Consider the following 17,483-nt stretch of genomic DNA (forward strand, 5'->3'; position numbering starts at 1 on the left):
GACGGCTCCGGGGGGCTGAGGCTGGTCCCCAGGACGGACACCGCCTACAAGATGAAGGACTTCAAGTCCGACCAGGAGGTGCGCTGGTGCCCGGGCTGCGGCGACTACGCGATCCTGGCCGCGTTCCAGTCCTTCCTCCCCGAGCTGGGGGTGCCCCGCGAGAACATCGTCATGGTGTCGGGGATCGGCTGCTCCTCCCGCTTCCCCTACTACCTGAGCACCTACGGCGTGCACTCGATCCACGGGCGCGCGCCGGCGATCGCGACCGGGCTGGCCTCCAGCCGCCCGGACCTGTCGGTGTGGGTGGTGACCGGTGACGGCGACGGGCTGTCCATCGGCGGCAACCACCTGATCCACGCGCTGCGCCGCAACGTCAACGTCAACATCCTCCTGTTCAACAACCGGATCTACGGTCTGACGAAGGGGCAGTACTCCCCCACGTCCGAGCCGGGGAAGATCACCAAGTCCTCGCCGGCGGGATCGCTGGACCACCCGTTCAACCCGGTGTCCCTCGCCCTGGGCGCGGAGGCCTCGTTCGTGGCCCGGACGGTCGACTCCGACCGCAAGCACCTCACGTCGGTGCTGAGGGCGGCGGCCGAGCACCCGGGGGCGTCGTTCGTGGAGATCTACCAGAACTGCCCGATCTTCAACGACGACGCGTTCGAGCCGCTGAAGGACCCGGCCGCGAGGGACACGCGCCTGCTGCGCATGGAGCACGGCGAGCCGCTGCGGCTCGGCCCGGACCGCGGCGTGGTCGCCGGCGGGTTCGGCGGGCTGGAGGTCGTGGACGTGGACGCGGTGGGCGAGGACCGGCTGATCCGGCACGACGCGCACCGGGAGGACCCGGGGTACGCGTTCGCCCTGTCCCGGTTGGACCAGCCCGCGTTCGAGCACGTGCCGATCGGGGTGTTCCGGGACGTGCGCCGCCCCGCCTACGACGAGCTGTTGAACGAGCAGGTCGCGGAGGCTCGGGCGGAGCACGGGGACGGCGAGCTGGCCGCGCTGCTGGCGAGCGGGGACACCTGGACCGTCGAGTAGGGGGTCCGGGGCCGTCCCTCCCGGGCTCCGCGCGGACCCGCGCGGGGCCCGGGGCGTTCGTCGGGGCGCACACGGACGCGGACGTCCGGAGGAGCCGCGTGCGGGGCCCGGGGGTCCGGCCGCCGGGAGGGCATACGCTTCCCCCATGCGTATCGTCATCGCCGGGGGACACGGGAAGATCGCACTGCTGCTGGCCAGGCAACTGGCCGACCGCGGGGACGAGCCCGTCGCCCTCATCCGCAACCCCGACCACTCGCAGGACGTCGTCGACGCCGGTGCCGAACCGGTCGTGGTCGACCTGGAGACGGCCACCGTCACCGAGCTGACGGAGAAGCTCATGAACGCCGACGGCGTCGTGTTCGCCGCCGGGGCCGGACCCGGCAGCGGGCCGGCCCGCAAGGAGACGGTGGACCACAAGGGGGCGGTGCTGACCGCCGACGCGGCCTCGCTCGCGGGGGTGCGGCGCCTGGTCCAGGTCTCGGCCATCGGGGTGGACGACCCGCTGCCCGGCGGGAACGACCCCGACGGTTCGTGGGCCGCCTACGTGGAGGCCAAGCGCGCCGCCGACGCCGACCTGCGGGAGCGCGGGCTGGAGCTGGACTGGACGATCCTGCGCCCGGGAAGGCTGACCGACGAGCCGGCCACCGGGAGGGTGGCGCTGGGCGCGGAGGTCGAGAGGGACTCGGTGACGCGGGAGGACGTCGCCTCGGTGATCGTGGCCGTTCTGGACGAACCGGGGACCGTCGGGAGGGTTCTCAACCTGGTGAACGGTGAGACACCCGTCGTCGAGGCCGTCCGCGCCGCCGCTTCCTGAGCACCGCCCCGGAGCGGCCGCCGGCCGGGACGCCCCTCCCGGTCGGCTGCCGCTCCGGCCTTCTGTGGCCAGACAGGCCCGCAGGGGGCATGATGGGAGCGGAACCCGGCGGATTCCCGCCGCTGTGGACGCGGACGACCGGGTGGCACCCCGACGGGTACGGCAAGCTCCGCGCTGAGCAGATGGGTACGGTTATTCATGAGCGTCACGCAGGTCGTGAGGGACAGCACGGTCGTCGAACACGCCAAGGTCGCGGCGCAGCAGAAGCGCCGGATGTTCATCATCCAGCTGGAGGTGAACGCCTACGACGAGCCCTCCAGCAAGCTCCGTCCCGGGCTGACCCGCATCCTGGAGGGGATCGAGGAGGCCGGTTGGCGGCTCGACCTGATCACCCCCGGCGACGAGGGCGACAAGCCCGCGCGCCTGTTCATCTTCCGCCCCGACCCCGACGGCAGGAAGAAGGACGAGGCGGACAGGGCCGAGGCCCAGCAGCAGCCGGAGCCGTCCGGCCAGCAGCAGGCCTACCAGCACCCGCCCACGGGCGCCCAGCAGCCGGACCCGTACGCGGGTTACGGACAGCAGCCCGGCTACGGCCAGCAGCAGTACCCGGGGTACGACCAGCAGCAGTACCCGGGCTACGGGCAGCCGCAGCCGGGGTACGGACAGCAGCCCGGCTACGGCCAGCAGTACCCGGGATACGGGCAGCAGCAGGGCTGGTAGCTTTCGCGGCGCACGTCGGGGGCGGCGCCCACGAGGTTCGGGGCCCGCGCGGTGGAGACACCGTGCGGGCCCTTTTTCATGTCCGATGTCTTGATACAGCGTGATTCCGATGCATTCGTCAGGGGTGGGATTCGGCCGTGCTTTCGGTTGGGTAACACGTTGGCTTCATTGCCTGGCGACATGTCCGGCATGTCCACATCGAAGCCGAGAAAAGTCCGAGGAAACTCTGGATTCTTCCCGTGAAGTACGGCGAGCACGGGCCTCGCTACGCTAAGTTAATTCCGGCGGCCGCCGATAGAGCGTTATGAACTTCCGAAAGGCATCACCCATGACCCGTATCGCCAAGGTTTCCGGCTTCGTACTGGCCACCGGCCTCGCCTTCGGTGCCTTCACCGGCACCGCCGCCGCGGACAACAACGCCAACGTCCAGAACATCACGATCCCGATCTGCCTCGACGTGCTCGCCGCCTCGGGCGTCAGCGGCCCCGAGTGCAACGTCGTCAACTGGACCGCCACCAAGGGCATCAGCGTCGACGACTAGCACCCCGTCGCACACACCCCTGCATCAGCGGGGCCCCGCGGCCCCGTCATCAGCAACCAACGCACCGCCAACCGAAAAGGATCAGCACCATGAAGCGCATCGCCACCGTCTCCGGCCTCCTCCTCGCCACCGGCCTCGCCCTGGGCGCCATGACCGGGACCGCCGCGGCGGACAACAACGCCAACATCCAGAACGTGACCGTGCCGATCTGCGCCGACGTCCTCGCCTTCGACGGCCTCGACCTGGGCGGCTGCAACGTGGTCTCCGGCACCTCCACCAAGGGCATCTCCGTCGACGACTAGTCGGCCCTCCCGGCTCGCCGGGTACGGGACTTCCGGGGCTCTCCGTCCCCCGGAGCCACCCGGAACTCCCAGCACACCCGGCACTCGCGGGATGGACGCGGGGCACGGCACCGGCCGCGCCCCGCGTCCTGTTTCTCCGGGCGCACCGCCCGGCCGGCCGACGCGCCCCGCGTACAGGGTGCCCGGGCCGACCGGCACGGGGGGCGTGTCACGCCGGGACGGGGGTGATACGTCTTCCAGACATGACGACCGATGCCTTCCACGAACACCGCGCCCTCCTGACCGGTGTCGCCTACAGGATCCTCGGCAGCGCCTCCGACGCGGAGGACGTGGTCCAGGAGGCCTGGCTGCGCTGGTCCGCCGTCGATCCGGCGAAGGTCGACGACCCGCGCGCCTACCTCGTCACCATCGCCTCCCGCCTGTCCATCGACCGGCTGCGCAGCGCCCGGTCCCGCCGCGAGTCCTACGTCGGCGAGTGGCTCCCCGAACCCGTCAGCGACATCCCCGACGGCGCCGACCAGGCCGAACTGGCGGACTCCGTGGAGTTCGCGCTCCTCGTGGTCCTGGAGACCCTCTCCCCCCTGGAACGGGCCGTGTTCGTGCTGCGCGAGGCCTTCCAGTTCCCCTACGCGGAGATCGGGGAGGTCATCGGCCGGGAGGAGGCCGCCACGCGGCAGCTGGCCAGGCGGGCCCGCGACCACGTCCAGGAGAGGCGGCCCCGGTTCGAGGCCGACCGCGCCGCGCGGCGACGGATCACGGAGCGGTTCCTCCGCGCCTGCCTGGAGGGGGACCTGGACGGCCTGACCGGGCTGCTCGCCGACGACGCCACCCTCGTCGGGGACGGCGGGGGCAAGGCCAAGGCCCCCCTGCGGGTGCTGGAGGGCTCGTCCAAGGTCGGCCGCTTCCTGGCCGCCCTGCCCGGCAACGCGGACAGGTTCCTCGCCTCGCTCGGTTTCGACCCGGCGATCACCTGGGCCGACGCCCGGACCGAGGTCACCGAGGTCAACGGCGGTCCGGCGGCGGCCGTCTCGCTCGGGGGCCGGGTGGTGGCGCTGGTCGTGCTGGACGTGGCCGACGGGCGGATCCAGCACGTGTACCTGGTGGCCAACCCCGACAAGATGTCACGCCTGCGGACGCCCGGCCCGTCGTAGGGGTATGGATATCACCGTTGTGGGCGGTGGCCTCGCCGGACTGACCGCGGCCATCGCCGGCGCCGAGAGGGGCGCGAACGTCACCCTGCTGGAGGCGCACCGGACCCTGGGCGGACGGGCCCGTGCCACCGAGCCCCCGTACGTGGCCAACGAGGGGCCCCACGTGCTCTACGGGGACGGGGCCCCGTACCGGTGGCTGGCCGAACGCGACCTGCTCCCGCCGCACCTGCGCCTTCCCGCGCGGGCCGCGCCGGGCGTGAGGTTCCGGTACCGGGGGCGGCTCGGCATGCCGCCCGCCGGGCTCCTGCGGGCCGCGGCCCGCCGAGGGCTGCGGGCCCCGTACGACCGGGACTTCGGGTCGTGGGGCCGGGAGCGCTTCGGCACGGAGACCACCCGGGCGATCGCGAGCATGATGGGGGTGGCGCTCTTCGACGCGGACCCGTCCCGGCTGTCCGCGGAGTTCGTCTGGGACAGGTTCCTGCGGGTGACCGCGCCCGCGTGGCCGGCCGCCCGCTACATGGTGGGCGGCTGGACGTCGCTGGTCGGGTGGATGGCCGACCGGGCGCGGGAACGCGGGGTGCGGATCGCGACGGATGCCCGGGTCGGCTCCCTGGATGCGCTCCCCGGCGGCCCGGTCGTCGTGGCGACGTCGCTGGCCACGGCCCGTTCCCTGCTGGGGGACGACTCCCTGGAGTGGGAGAGCGGGCACACCCTGATGGTGGACCTGGGGCTGCGCCGGGGGCGGGACCCGTTCATCGTCTTCGACGGCGACGAGTGCGGGTTCGTGGAGCGCTACACGGCGGTGGACCGCACGCTGGCGCCGGAGGGCGAGGAGCTCGTGCAGGCCCAGGTCCCGGTGCGCCCCGGCGAGTCGAGGGCGCGCACCGGGGAGCGGCTGGAACGGCTGCTGGACCTGGCGCTGCCGCGGTGGCGCGACCGGGTGACGTGGCGCAGGGACCAGGTCGCGCGGGGGCGCACCGGTGCGCTGGACCTGCCGGGGCACACCTGGCGCGACCGCCCCGCGATCGACCGCGGGAACGGCGTCTACCTGGCCGGCGACTCGGTGGCGGCGCCCGGCCTGCTCGGGGAGGTGGCGTTCACCAGCGCCGTCGCCGCCGTCGAGGCGGCGACGGGAAGGAGGCCGGTCGGGACGCCCTGATCCCGTCCGGTCCCGCGACCGCCGGGCCGGGAGCGGGGACGGACCGCCCCGGCCCGGCGGTCGGCGCTCCCAGGTCCGGAAGGCCCCTCTTTCGCGAGAAACCTCCGCTCTCCTTCGGATTTCTTCGGCGAAACCCGCCGGTAACAGAGCGTGGGGCCGGATACTGGCGGTCATGATGAAGAGGAGGCAGTATGTCTGTCATGACTACCAGGCATCCGGACGTGCCCGAACGAGGTCTGACCGTGGACGACCTGGCGGACACACCGGACGACGGGCGCAGGTACGAGCTGGTCGACGGGCGGCTTGACGTGTCACCGGCCCCCATGTCCAAGCACTTCCGGGCAGCGAACCGCCTGTCCACGCATCTCAACAATCTCTGCCGCGGTGAGTTCGAGATCGGTGAGAACCCCGGCCTCGACCTCAACGCCGAGCGAACACACCACCGCATCCCCGACCTGGCGGTCTTCGACTACGATCCTCCGGCACAGGGATACTTCAACGTGCCGCCGCTCCTTGCGGTGGAGATCGTCTCCCCGGAGAGCGTGCTCCGCGACAACCACACCAAACGGCACGAGTACGCCGCGTTCGGCATCCGCTCCTACTGGATCGTCAACGCGCTCGCGGACAAGGTCGGCCTGGTGGAACTGCGCCTGGAGGACGGCGTCTACCAGGAGGCCGCCCAGGTCCACGGCGAGGACGTCTTCGAGACCGACCTCCCCTTCCCGGTCAGGCTCGTGCCGCACTGGCTCACGGCCAACGGTCCTTGGATGGAGCACATCGGCGGCGAGGCGCCCGGGGAGGATCAGGCGACCCAGCGGTAGAGGTGCTCCGGGCGGCCCGCCGAGCCGTAGCGCATGCGCAGCTCGGCGCGGCCGTCCGCGCACAGGTGCTCCAGGTAGCGGCGCGCGGTCACCCGCGACACCCCCGCCCGTTCGGCTACCTCCGAGGCCGACACCTCCTCGGGCGCGTCCCGCAGGACCCCCGCGACCAGGTCGACGGTGGCCGAGGTCAGCCCCTTGGGCAGCGACCGTGCCGCCGGGGGCCGCAGCAGCCCGAACAGCCGGTCCACGTCCTGCTGGGTGGCCTCCCCGAAGGCGTCCATCTGCCGCCGCGCCACCGCGTACCGCTCCAGCTGGTCGCGCAGCGCGCTCAGCGGGAACGGCTTGAGCAGGTAGTGCACGGCCCCGCCGTGCAGGGCCGAGCGGACCTGCGCGATGTCGCGCACCGCGGTGATCATCAGGAAGTCGGTCTGCTGGGGCGCGGCGGCTGCCGCGGACGCGCGCAGCGCGCGCATCACCGAGATCCCGGAGGCGTCGGGCAGGTGGAGGTCGAGCAGGACCAGGTCGGGCCGGTGGCCGTGGATCTGGGTGAGGGCTGCCGCGGCGGTGTGCGCGACCCCCACCACGGAGAACCCGGGCTGCGACTCCACCACCTCCTGGTGGTTGCGGGCCACGCGCACGTCGTCGTCCACGACCAGCACGCGGATCACGACGGCACCACCGCCGCCGTCCGCACGGGCAGGCAGGCGGTGAACACCGCGCCCTCGTCGGCGTCGGGCGCCTCCATCTCGACACTTCCCTCTCTGCTCTCGCACACCTGTTTCACGAGCGCGAGTCCGAGCCCGCGCGTGCCGCCGTCCCGGGACGCCTTGGTGGTGAACCCGAGCCGGAAGATCTCCTCCGCCACGTCGTCGGCCACCCCCTGGCCGGAGTCGGTCACCCGGATCTCCAGCAGGTCGTGGGGCAGACCGCGGTCGGCGGTGTGCAGGCGCACCATCAGCTCGACCCACCCGTGGGGGGTGGACGCCACCGCGTCGAGCGCGTTGTCGACCAGGTTCCCGAGAACGAGCAGTGCGTCGGAGCGTACCTCCCTGTCGAGGGCGGGGACACTCGTCATGGGCGAGAGCCGCAGGTCGACCCCCATCTCGGAGGCCTGCGCCGACTTGGCGATGGTGAGGGCCGCCACGGCGGGGTCGCGGACGTGCTCGGAGATGTCCGTGCTGGTGCGGGTGTGGGTGGCGGACAGGTCCGCCAGGTAGGCGCGGGCCTCGTCGTAGGCGCCGAGTTCGAGCAGGCCCGCGACGGTGTGCACCCGGTTGGCGAACTCGTGGGTCTGGGCGCGCAGCCCCCGGGTGACGGTGCGGGCTCCGTCGAGTTCCCCGGTGAGGCGGTCGAGCTCGGTGCGGTCCCGCAGGGTGACGACCGCGCCCGCGTCCTCGCCGCGGATCTGGACCGGCATGCGGTTGGCGACCAGGATGCGGTTCCCCGCCAGCAGGAGCCGGTCGTCCCCCGGGTCGTCGCCGGAGACGATGTCGCGGATCCGTTCGGACAGGCCGAGTTCGTCGAGGTGGCGCCCCTCCGCGTCGCCGGGCAGGCCGAGCATGTCGCGCGCGGGCAGGTTGGCCAGGACGAGGCGGTCGGCGCCGTCCACCGCGAGGACCCCCTCGCGGACCGCGTAGAGCAGGGCCTCCCGGCTCTCCAGGAGCGCGGTGATGTCGGCGGGTTCGAGCCCGTGGGTCTTGGTGCGGACCTGGCGCGAGAGCGCCCAGGCCCCGCCCACGCCGAGGACCAGGACCACGGCGACCATGCCGAGGATCGCCGGGACGGAGGCGCGCACCTCCGTGGCGGCGCTGGAGGTGAGTATGCCGAGGGAGACGTAGCCGACCACGTCGCCCCTGGCGTCGCCGCCGTTGACCGAGCCGCCCCCGGAGAACACGGGGACCTTGGCGCGGACGGTGCGCCCCTGGGTCCCGTTCTCCACGCCGGTCCACTCCTCGCCCCGGGCGGCCGGCCCCGGCGGGGTGGACACGGTCAGGCCTATGAGGTCCTTGTCGGGGTGGGTGTGGCGGATGCCGTCGGGGGACGCGATGACCACGAAGTCGGCGTCGGTCGCGGCGGAGACCCGGTCGGCGAGCGGGTCGAGGACGGTGCTCGGCTCGGCGGTCTGGAGGCCCTCGACGACCTGGGGCATGACGGCGACGGAGCGGGCCACGCTGAGGACCCGTTCGGTGTACTGGCGGTCGGTGGCGCGGTCGAGGTGGACCGCCCAGAGGGTTCCGACGGCGGCCAGAGCCACCGTCAGCAGGAGCACGTAGCCGATGAACAGGGAACCTGTGAGCGAGAGGCGGCCGCGCGCGGGGAGCGTGGTCATGTGTCCTCCAGTCGCCTTCGCCGGGTGCGGGGTCCCGGCCGGGCAAACGCCCAGGTGGACGTGTCACGAACAATACGACCAATATGCCCCCAGTTTTAACAAAGATCTGACATCGGCGTGCCCGGGGTCACACTGTGGTCTGGATCTCCTCGTCGCCAGGGCGCCGGGGAGGCCTGTGACGCCCTGGACGACCGAAGAGGAGAGCACCCATGCGCGATCGCGGCGTGCTGTTCCGCGTGGGGGGCGGGCTGTGCGCCCTCCTCCTCGTGGGGACGGCGCTGTTCGACGTGCGGCAGAGCGCGGCGTCGGGGAGCGGCCAGCAGGAGAAGCTCCTGCTGATCGCCCCCGCCGGACCGGGCGGCGGCTGGGACACACTGGCGCGGGAGATGCAGAACGGGCTGCGCGAGGAGGACCTGCGCTTCAACGTCGAGGTACGCAACGCGGAGGGCGCGGGCGGCACCATCGGCCTGGCGCAGACCGCGGGCCGCGAGGGCCAGGCGAACGTCCTCACGATGACGGGCCTGGGCATGGTCGGCGCGGTGGAGACCACCGGTTCGCCGTACACGATGGAGGACTCGACCCCCATCGCGCAGCTGGCGTCGGAGTACCTGGCCGTGGTCGTGCCCGCCGACTCCCCGTACGAGACCCTGGACGACCTGGCCGAGGACTGGCGCGAGCGGTCCGGGACCATGCCGGTCTCGGGCGGCTCGATGGGCGGCGTGGACCAGATCTTCGCCGCGCAGATGGCCCGGACCATGGACATCTTCCCCGGGGAGATCAACTACCTGCCGTACTCGGGCGGCGGCGAGATGCTGACCTCTCTGCTGTCCGGCACGTCGGAGGTCGGCTTCGGGACGCTGGGCGACTTCAGCGACCAGGTGGAGGACGGCGGCCCGCTCCGCGCGCTCGCGGTCTCCTCCCCCGAACGGCTGGACGGGGTGGACATCCCCACCGTCGTCGAGCAGGGCTACGACGTGGAGATGTCGAACTGGCGCGGGGTCATCGCCCCGCCCGGGCTCACCGCGGAGGAGACCGCACGCCTGGAGGAGCTGGTCGCCGACCTGTTGGCCACGGACTCCTGGGCGGACACCCTGGAGCGCAACCGGTGGACCGACACCTACCAGCCGCGTGAGGAGTTCGAGGAGTTCCTCGACGCGGAGGTGGCCCTGACGCAGGAGACCGTAGAGGAGTTGGGGCTGTGACGGCCAACAGTGAGCACGCGGCCCCCGGTGACCGCGGGACGGGCTCCGCGCCCGTCGCCGAGGAGGCGCCCGGGGCCGAGCGGACGCCCGGGGCGCCGGAGGACGGCGCTTCCCGGATCCCGGCGACCGCTGCCCCGGCGGACGCCACGGCCGCCGGGGAGGACCTCGACCCGGAGACCGCGCCGTGGAGCGGACCGGCCATGTGGGTCGTCCCCGCCCTGGTAGCGGCCGTGGGCGCGGTCTGCCTGTGGGGCGCGTTCACCATCGAGGCGCCGCCCAACGTGACCCGGCCCGGACCGGCGGCCTTCCCCGGGGCGGTCGGCGGCCTCCTGCTGCTGGTCGCCGCGTGCCTGACCGCGGTCAACGTGCGCCACCTCCGGTCGGGGGCCGGCGCCGGCGTGAACGGCCTGGCGTGGTTCGAGGGCCGCCCCGTACTGCTCATCCTCGCCGGGCTGGTGGTGCACATCGCCGTGCTGGAGCACGTGGGGTGGCTGCTGTCGGGGGCGATGCTGTTCTGGGTGGTCGCCTACGCGTTCGGCGCCCGCGCCTACGTGCGTGACGCCGTGGTGGCGCTGTCGATGTCCGCGGCCGTGCAGGTCGGTTTCTCGCTCGGGCTCGGGCTGAGCCTGCCCGGCGGTTTCCTGGAGTTGGTGCTCTGATGGATGCTCTCCCCCTCCTCTTCGACGGGTTGGTCTCGGCGCTGACCCCGGCGAACCTCGTGTGGGCCTTCCTCGGCGTGCTGCTCGGCACCGCCGTGGGCGTGCTGCCGGGTCTGGGTTCGGCGATGGCGGTGGCGCTGCTGCTGCCCGTGACGTTCCGGCTCGACCCGACGAGCGCCCTGATCCTGTTCGCCGGCGTGTACTACGGCGGCATGTTCGGCGGGGCGACCACGTCGATCCTGCTGAACACCCCCGGCCAGGCGTCGTCGATCGCCACGACCTACGAGGGCCACAAGATGGCGCTCGGGGGCCGGGCGGCCCAGGCCCTGGGAACCGCGGTCATCGGCTCGTTCGTGGCCAGCGTCATCGGCACCCTGGTGGTGGCCCTGTTCGCCCCGGTCATGGTGTCCCTGGCGCTGAACTTCGGTCCGGGCGAGTACTTCGCGCTGACCGTCTTCTCGTTCGTCGCGGTCGCCGCGGTCGTGTCGGGCTCGGTGCTGCGCGGGCTGGCCTCGCTGCTCATCGGCCTGGCCGTCGGCATGGTCGGCATCGACGGCCAGAGCGGTACCGCGCGCTTCGACTTCGGGTCGTCGGCGATGCTGGACGGGATCGACATCGTCATCGTCACCGTGGGCCTGCTCGCCCTGGGCGAGGTGCTGTACGTGGCGGCGCGCGGCAGCTCGGGGGCGGACCTGTCCGCGATCCGCACCGGCCGCGCGTGGCTGAGCCGCCGGGACTGGGCCCGGTCGTGGAAGCCGTGGCTGCGCGGAACCGCTCTGGGCAGCGCGTTCGGCCCGATCCCGGGCAGCGGCGCGGAGATCCCGACCTTCCTGTCCCTGGGCCTGGAGCGCAAGCTCGCGGAGCGCCGGGCGAAGCGCAGGGGCGTGCCGAACGAGTTCGGCGGAGGAGCGATCGAGGGCGTGGCCGGGCCGGAGGCCGCGAACAACTCCAGCGCGGCGGGCACGATGGTGCCGCTGCTGGGGCTCGGGCTGCCGACCTCGGCGACGGCCGCGATCATGCTGGCCGCCTTCCAGCAGTACGGCCTCCAGCCGGGGCCGGTGCTGTTCGAGCGCAACGCCGACCTGGTGTGGACCCTCCTGGCGAGCCTGCTGATCGGCAGCGTCCTGCTGCTGGTCATCAACCTGCCGTTCGCGCCGCTGTGGGCGAAACTGCTGAAGCTGCCCAAGCCGTACCTGTACGCGGGCATCACGCTGTTCTCGGTGCTGGCGGTGTACGCGATCAACACGTCGGTGGTGCACCTGTTGATGCTGTTGGGCGTGACGCTGCTCGGCCTGGCCATGCGGACGTTCGGCGTCCCGGTGGCCCCCGCGCTCATCGGCGTCGTGCTCGGCCCGATCGCGGAGACCGAGTTCCGCCGCGCGCTGGCCGCCTCCTCGGGCGACCCGTCGATCCTGGTCGGCAGCGGCATCTCGATCACCCTGTACGCGCTGGTGCTGCTGGCGGCCGTGGTCCCGGTGATCGCCGGGCTGCGACGCCGCCGCGCCGCGCGCGGGCGGGAGGCCGCCCCGGAACGAGAGTCCGCCGACCTCGGCTGACCTCCGGGCGCGACGCCCCTCCCCGCGGCCCCCGGCACCGTCCGCCGGGGGCCGCCGCCGTCCGCCCCGGGGGGACCCGCCCGTGGTGGCGGTCCGAGGTCCCGCCTCCCCGGGCCACGATGTTCCACGTATTGCGTTTGTTGCGTTTGCATCGGATAATGCGTTTATCCAGTTCTGGAGGGAGAGGGCCAGTGAGCGTACTGTCGAGCCGACCGGACGAGCGTGAGGCACGTGCCGCGCAGAGTGCCCTGGCGCGCGTGCGCAGATACCTCCAGGAGCATCCGGAGGAGCTGTCCAGCGTGCCGGTCCTCGTGGAGGACAGCCGTGAGGAACTCGTCCTGCCGCGTTCGGCGGTCGAGCTTCTCGCGGGGGTGCTCGCGCACATGGCGGCCGGTCGGGGCGTGTCCGTGGTGCCCGCCCACGCCGAGCTGACGACCCAGGAGTCGGCGGACATGCTGAACGTCTCCCGGCCCTACCTCATCGGCCTGCTGGAGGCGGGCGAGATCTCGTACCGCAAGGTCGGCACCCACCGCCGGGTGCGGGCGGACTCGCTCATGGACTACCTGCGCCGGGACGACCAGCGGCGGCGTGAGGCCGCCGACGAGCTCTCCGCCATGACGAGGGAACTGGGACTCGACTGACATGCCCTTCGTCGTGGTCTACGACGCCAACGTCCTCTACCCGAGTACCCTGCGTGACCTCCTCATACGGGTGGCCCGTGCCGGGCTGGTCCAGGCCAAGTGGTCCCACAGGATCCTCGACGAGGTCTTCGACAACCTCGGGAGGAACCGCCCGGACATCCCGGCGGAGAGGCTCACCCGGACCCGGGAGCTGATGATCCGGGCCGTCCGGGACTGCCTGGTCACGGGTTTCGAGCCCCTCGTCGACGCACTCGTCCTCCCCGACCCCGACGACAGACACGTGCTCGCGGCGGCTGTTCGGGCCCATGCCCAGGTCATCGTCACCTGGGACCTCGGCGACTTCCCGGCCGGGGCGCTGACCCCCTGGGACGTGGAGGCGCGGAGCCCGGACGCGTTCCTGCTCGACCAGGTGCATCTGAACCGCAAGGTGGTGTGGTCCTGCGTGCAGCAGATCGCTGATTCGTGGCGGGACCCGCCCGCCACGGTGGACGACGTCCTGTCCAGCCTGGAACGCGACCGCCTCACGCAGACCGTCGCGGAACTGCAGTCGGAGTAGTCCCCGCGGCCCCCGGCACCGTCCGCCGGGGGCCGCCGCCGTCCGCCCCGGGGGGACCCCGGGCCGACGCCCTGGCGAGGTACGCCTCCGGCCGCGCCTCCCACCGCTCCGGCAGGCCCCTCCCCGCCGGACAGCTACTCCACCAGGTCGGTGCGGACGGCGGCCGGGAGCGCGAGCGCGGTGAAGTCGGCGACGGGCGCGCACGGGATCCCGCGCACGGCGTCCCGCAGGAGGATGTGCCACCACGCGTCGTGCCCCGCCCGGTAGGGGCTGTTCCCGCCGCCCGTCTCCGGCGCCGGGCGGCGGTTGCCGGGTGTGAACCGCGGCGGTGCGGCCCGGAGCACCGGGACGCGCGCGGGTGTGTCGGGGCCGAGGGGCGCAGGGCCGCCCCGGTCGCGGCCGGGACCCGTCAGCCGGGAGCCGCCTCCCTGCCGCGCTGCGCGTCGGCGCGCTCCCCGCGTGGGCGCACGTCCCCCTGCGGGACGGGCCCGCCGCTCCGCACGGACCAACGGTCCCCGTCCCGGGGGCGCGGGGCGCCCGTGCCCGACGCCCCGGCGCGGGCGGGCAGGGCGGCCGGGCCGTCCGGGTCAGCCGGCGGCGCCGGTCTCCAGGGCGTGGAGGCGGGTGTAGGCGTACTCCGGCACGGGCCGCCCGGCGGGCCCCTCCCCGCCCCGGCCGGAACCGTCCCTCCCGGAGGCCGCGGGCCCGGCCGCGCCCCCGTTCACGGGGAGGGGGTCGGCCAGGCGGCGGTGGCCGGGCTCGTCCGGCCCGGTCAGCAGGAAGACCTGGCGCCGGCCCCCGCTCCCCCCGGTCACGAGCGAGTCCTCGACGACCTCGGCGATCCTGCGGTCCCACGGGTCGCGGGTACGGCGTAGCCGGACCACGCCGCGCTCGGTCCACTCCACGTTGTCCCGGCGCAGGAGGACCCGCGGGAGGTCGGGGGCGATCACGTCGTCCACGCGGAAGGCCATGTGGTCGACCCCGGCGAAGGCCCGTCCCGCCCGCGTGACGTGGGCCCGGCAGCGTTCGTAGAGGAACAGCGCGCCGGGGGCCGAGACCACCAGCGTGTCGTCGGGCGTGGCGGGGCGCTGCGCGTAGACGTCCATGGTCCGGCTGCGGCTCCGGAGCCAGCGCCCCGCGGCCGGGTCGACGAACGCCGCCAGCTCCTCGACCTGGCGGACCTCGAACGGGAAGTCGACGCCGAGCACCGAGTCGTGGTGGGCGATCCGGTTGCGGAACCGGCGGACCCCCTCCGCGGTGGCGGCCACCTCGGCGCGCCGCCCGGACGACCCGGGGAAGGCGCGGTGCAGGCAGGCCCGCCACAGCTCCTCGTACCCGGGCCCGAGCATCCCGGACCAGAAGCCGAAGCTCATGGCGGCGACGACCTGGTCGCGCGTCTCCCGCCCCTCCCTGCGGAGGCGCTCACGGACGTGGCCGGACGCCTCGACGACGTACTCGCCGCCGGGAACGGGGATCAGGAACCAGGGGATGCCGCGCTCCGCCTCCCGGAAGTGGGCCCGGAGGACCCCGTCCATGCCCCCTCTGAGCAGAACCTCCAGGTGGGCGATGTCCTCGAAGGCCGCCGCGGACACGCGCGCGCCCCACTCGTACAGGGCGAGGGCCCGGCCGCGGTCTCCCCCGGCCAGCGCCAGGTAGGGCGCGAGGCGCGGGGCGGGGACCAGGTTCAGGACCGCGTCGGTGTCTGCTTCGACGGAGGACATCAGCCGATGCTACTGTCCTGGGGAACGCCCCAGTGCCGCCTCTGCTGACATGCGCCTGGGGCTTTTCCCGTCCCTGGGCCCGCCCGGCCCGGCGGGCCCCCGTCCCGGCGCTTCCCGCACGCGCCGCGCGTCCCGGGCCGCCGCGGCGTGTCGGCCGCCGGTCAGGCCGTGGCCCTGGGCAGGGTGATCGCGACGCCGGTGCCGGAGGGGCCGCTGTCGATCTCCACCCGGCCGCCCTGGGCCCGGACCAGGGAGCTGACGACGGCCAGCCCCAGGCCGGAGATGCGGCCGGCGCCCTCGTCCCGCGAGGTCACGAACGGCTCGAACACGTGGGGCAGCAGCGCGGGGTCGACGCCCGGACCGTCGTCGGTCACCGTGAGGACGAGGGATTCGCCCTCGCCATGGGCGGCCACGGTGGCGCGGGTGCCCTCCGGGTTGTGGTCGACGGCGTTCGCGACCAGGTTGGCCAGGCACTGCTCCAGGCGTGACTGGTCCCCGAGCAGGACGTCCGGCGGCGGATCCTCCAGGGTGACCGCGTCGGCGTAGGGCAGGGAGTCCAGCCGGGCGCGCACGGCGTGGAACAGGTCGGGCAGGAACACCGCCTCCACCCGGACGTCGATCTCGTCGCCTCCCCGGGCGACCGCCATGAGGTCCTCCAGGACCCGGCGCAGGCGGTCGAGTTCGGCGCGCACGACGGCCGCGTCGGCCGTGCCGAGCAGTTCCAGGTGCCCCTCCGCGACGGCGAGGGGGGTGCGCACCTCGTGCGAGATCGCGGCCAGGTAGCGGCGTCTGTTGGCGTCGGCCTGCTCGATGCGCACGAGCATCTGGTTGATCTCGGTGGCCAGCTCGGCGATCTCGTCGCGGGTGGCGGGCACAGGTACGCGGGTGTCCAGGTCGGAGGGGGAGATGGCCTTGGCCGCCTCGGAGACCTCCCGCACGGGCGACAGGGTGCGCCGCACCACCAGCCACAGCACGACGCCGCCGCCGACGACGCCGATCCCGCCGGCGAGGGCGGAGAGCAGCAGGACCGTGGCCGCCGTGTCGCGGGTGGAGTCGAGGGGGGCGACGACGGTGACGACGGCGAGGGGGTCCCCGGCCTCGTCGGCGACCGCGGTGTCGAGCACCCGGACCGGGCCGGCGTCGGTGTCGAGGGTGCGGATCGTCCCCGGTTCGGGGGCGGGGGCGTCGCCGCCGCGCATCAGTCCGGCGACGCGGGTGGGGCCTCCCGTGCTCTGCAGGCGCGCACCGTTGGCGGTCACCAGCGTCACGTGGCGGGCTCCGCTGGGGCGCACGGCGAGCGCCTGCCGTGCGGCGCGCTCCGCCTCGGGCCCCGAGACCACCCCGTCGAGCCCCGCGGCGGCGGGGACCTGGTCGGCGAGGGCGTCGCCGACCAGCGCCGACTCCTCCCGGAGCAGGCGGTCGATGTCGGTCAGGCCCGAGACGCGCACGAGTTCGTAGGTGAGGAGGGCGACGCCGCCGATGACGAGGGCCATGACGAGCAGCGACCGCAGGACGACGCGGCCGGTGAGGCTCACCGGGCACCGCCGGCGAGGCGGTAGCCCGCGCCGCGGACGGTCTGGATGCGGTCGGCGCCGAGCTTGCGGCGCAGCTGGCTGACGTAGACCTCGACCACGTTGGAGGCGCCGTCGAAGTCGTAGCCCCAGACGCGGTCGAGCAGCTGGGGCTGGGAGAACACCTGGGAGGGGTGGCGGATGAGGACTTCCAGGAGGCCGAACTCGCGGGTGGACAGGTTGACGGTCCGGCCGTCGACGGAGGCGGTGCGGGCCCCGAGGTCGAGCACGACGCCGCCGGCCGCCAGCACGTCGCCGCGCTCCTGTCCGCCGGTGCGCAGGCGCGCCCGGACCCGGGCCAGGAGCTCGCTCACGCTGAAGGGCTTGACCATGTAGTCGTCGGCGCCGGCGTCGAGGTTGGCCACCCGGTCGCTGACCGCGTCCTTGGCGGTGAGCACGATCACGGGCACCGAGGGGCGGCGCTGCCGCAGGCGGCGCAGCACCTCCTCCCCCGGGATGCCGGGCAGTCCCAGGTCCAGGACGACCAGGTCGACGTCGGGGGACAGGGCCATCGTGAGCCCGTCGACGCCGTCCGCGGCCGAGAGCACCTGGTACCCGGCCGTCTCCAGGCCCCGCCGCAGGAAGGAGACGATGCCCTCCTCGTCCTCCACCACCAGAATCGCCAACGCCGTGTCCTCTCCGCCCGTGGTCCCCCTACCTTGGCAGGAACCGCTGAACCGTTCCTGAGAGCCACATGAAGAC

19 protein-coding genes are annotated in these 17,483 nt (G+C 73.5%); 13 read left to right on the top strand and 6 right to left on the bottom strand.

The features are described from left to right. Positions 1-51: 51 nt before the first annotated feature. The 8 genes from ACIRPH_RS25855 to ACIRPH_RS25890 all read left to right on the top strand — a co-directional run bounded on the left by ACIRPH_RS25855 (position 52) and on the right by ACIRPH_RS25890 (position 6,546). A complete protein-coding gene (locus tag ACIRPH_RS25855; RefSeq protein WP_402919108.1) occupies positions 52-1,038 on the top strand; it encodes a 2-oxoacid:ferredoxin oxidoreductase subunit beta in 987 nt (328 codons plus the stop codon). Positions 1,039-1,183: 145 nt separating this feature from the next. Beyond that, positions 1,184-1,852 (top strand): SDR family oxidoreductase, encoded by a 669-nt coding sequence (locus ACIRPH_RS25860; protein ID WP_402918837.1) that lies wholly within the window; start codon positions 1,184-1,186, stop codon positions 1,850-1,852. A 198-nt stretch (positions 1,853-2,050) separates the two neighbouring features. Further along, complete coding sequence (locus tag ACIRPH_RS25865) at positions 2,051-2,572, top strand: hypothetical protein (RefSeq protein ID WP_402918839.1); 522 nt, start codon at positions 2,051-2,053, stop codon at positions 2,570-2,572. A 328-nt stretch (positions 2,573-2,900) separates the two neighbouring features. Continuing rightward, on the top strand, positions 2,901-3,113 hold the full coding sequence (locus tag ACIRPH_RS25870; RefSeq protein ID WP_267946743.1) for a hypothetical protein: 213 nt from the start codon (positions 2,901-2,903) through the stop codon (positions 3,111-3,113). Between the two features lie 89 nt (positions 3,114-3,202). Continuing rightward, on the top strand, positions 3,203-3,415 hold the full coding sequence (locus tag ACIRPH_RS25875) for a hypothetical protein (RefSeq protein ID WP_402918841.1): 213 nt from the start codon (positions 3,203-3,205) through the stop codon (positions 3,413-3,415). A 242-nt stretch (positions 3,416-3,657) separates the two neighbouring features. Further along, positions 3,658-4,566 (top strand): RNA polymerase sigma factor SigJ, encoded by a 909-nt coding sequence (gene sigJ / locus ACIRPH_RS25880; RefSeq protein WP_402918843.1) that lies wholly within the window; start codon positions 3,658-3,660, stop codon positions 4,564-4,566. 4 nt (positions 4,567-4,570) lie between these two features. Then, positions 4,571-5,725 carry a phytoene desaturase family protein gene (locus ACIRPH_RS25885; protein WP_402918845.1) on the top strand — a complete coding sequence of 385 codons (1,155 nt, stop codon included), beginning with the start codon at positions 4,571-4,573 and terminating at the stop codon, positions 5,723-5,725. A 200-nt stretch (positions 5,726-5,925) separates the two neighbouring features. Continuing rightward, the gene (locus ACIRPH_RS25890; RefSeq protein ID WP_402919110.1) at positions 5,926-6,546 is read left to right on the top strand and encodes a Uma2 family endonuclease; all 621 of its coding nucleotides are present in this window, start codon (positions 5,926-5,928) and stop codon (positions 6,544-6,546) included. Here the strand turns inward: ACIRPH_RS25890 and ACIRPH_RS25895 are convergent. Both ACIRPH_RS25895 and ACIRPH_RS25900 read right to left on the bottom strand, forming a co-directional pair. Beyond that, a complete protein-coding gene (locus ACIRPH_RS25895; protein ID WP_267946748.1) occupies positions 6,528-7,214 on the bottom strand; it encodes a response regulator in 687 nt (228 codons plus the stop codon). The genes ACIRPH_RS25890 and ACIRPH_RS25895 overlap by 19 nt on opposite strands. After that, the gene (locus ACIRPH_RS25900) at positions 7,211-8,875 is read right to left on the bottom strand and encodes an ATP-binding protein (protein ID WP_402918847.1); all 1,665 of its coding nucleotides are present in this window, start codon (positions 8,873-8,875) and stop codon (positions 7,211-7,213) included. Before ACIRPH_RS25900 ends, ACIRPH_RS25895 begins: the two co-directional genes overlap by 4 nt. A 209-nt stretch (positions 8,876-9,084) precedes the next feature. Between ACIRPH_RS25900 and ACIRPH_RS25905 the strand changes: the two genes are divergently transcribed. From ACIRPH_RS25905 to ACIRPH_RS25925, 5 genes are all read left to right on the top strand, one after another. Next, the gene (locus tag ACIRPH_RS25905) at positions 9,085-10,077 is read left to right on the top strand and encodes a Bug family tripartite tricarboxylate transporter substrate binding protein (RefSeq protein WP_402918849.1); all 993 of its coding nucleotides are present in this window, start codon (positions 9,085-9,087) and stop codon (positions 10,075-10,077) included. Continuing rightward, positions 10,074-10,736, top strand: a complete 663-nt coding sequence (locus ACIRPH_RS25910; RefSeq protein WP_402918851.1) for a tripartite tricarboxylate transporter TctB family protein — start codon at positions 10,074-10,076, stop codon at positions 10,734-10,736. Before ACIRPH_RS25905 ends, ACIRPH_RS25910 begins: the two co-directional genes overlap by 4 nt. After that, positions 10,736-12,292, top strand: coding sequence for a tripartite tricarboxylate transporter permease (locus ACIRPH_RS25915; protein WP_402918853.1), 1,557 nt, complete (start codon positions 10,736-10,738; stop codon positions 12,290-12,292). The genes ACIRPH_RS25910 and ACIRPH_RS25915 overlap by 1 nt, the downstream gene beginning before the upstream one ends. A 191-nt stretch (positions 12,293-12,483) precedes the next feature. Continuing rightward, complete coding sequence (locus tag ACIRPH_RS25920; RefSeq protein ID WP_402918855.1) at positions 12,484-12,933, top strand: helix-turn-helix domain-containing protein; 450 nt, start codon at positions 12,484-12,486, stop codon at positions 12,931-12,933. A 1-nt stretch (position 12,934) separates the two neighbouring features. Further along, positions 12,935-13,489, top strand: coding sequence for a putative toxin-antitoxin system toxin component, PIN family (locus tag ACIRPH_RS25925; RefSeq protein WP_402918857.1), 555 nt, complete (start codon positions 12,935-12,937; stop codon positions 13,487-13,489). Positions 13,490-13,623: 134 nt separating this feature from the next. On the opposite strand, the gene ACIRPH_RS25930 is transcribed toward ACIRPH_RS25925, so the two are convergent. The 4 genes from ACIRPH_RS25930 to ACIRPH_RS25945 form a co-directional block, all read right to left on the bottom strand. Continuing rightward, positions 13,624-13,833, bottom strand: coding sequence for a hypothetical protein (locus tag ACIRPH_RS25930; protein WP_402918859.1), 210 nt, complete (start codon positions 13,831-13,833; stop codon positions 13,624-13,626). Between the two features lie 243 nt (positions 13,834-14,076). Further along, positions 14,077-15,210: a hypothetical protein gene (locus tag ACIRPH_RS25935; protein ID WP_402918861.1), complete on the bottom strand. Its 1,134-nt coding sequence runs from the start codon at positions 15,208-15,210 to the stop codon at positions 14,077-14,079. Positions 15,211-15,371: 161 nt separating this feature from the next. After that, complete coding sequence (locus ACIRPH_RS25940; protein WP_402918863.1) at positions 15,372-16,745, bottom strand: ATP-binding protein; 1,374 nt, start codon at positions 16,743-16,745, stop codon at positions 15,372-15,374. Next, a complete protein-coding gene (locus ACIRPH_RS25945; RefSeq protein ID WP_402918865.1) occupies positions 16,742-17,407 on the bottom strand; it encodes a response regulator transcription factor in 666 nt (221 codons plus the stop codon). Before ACIRPH_RS25945 ends, ACIRPH_RS25940 begins: the two co-directional genes overlap by 4 nt. Between the last annotated feature and the right edge of the window lie 76 nt (positions 17,408-17,483).

Origin of the sequence: Nocardiopsis sp. NPDC101807 (assembly GCF_044766605.1) — a bacterium.
Classification (GTDB): Bacteria; Actinomycetota; Actinomycetes; order Streptosporangiales; family Streptosporangiaceae; genus Nocardiopsis; species Nocardiopsis tropica.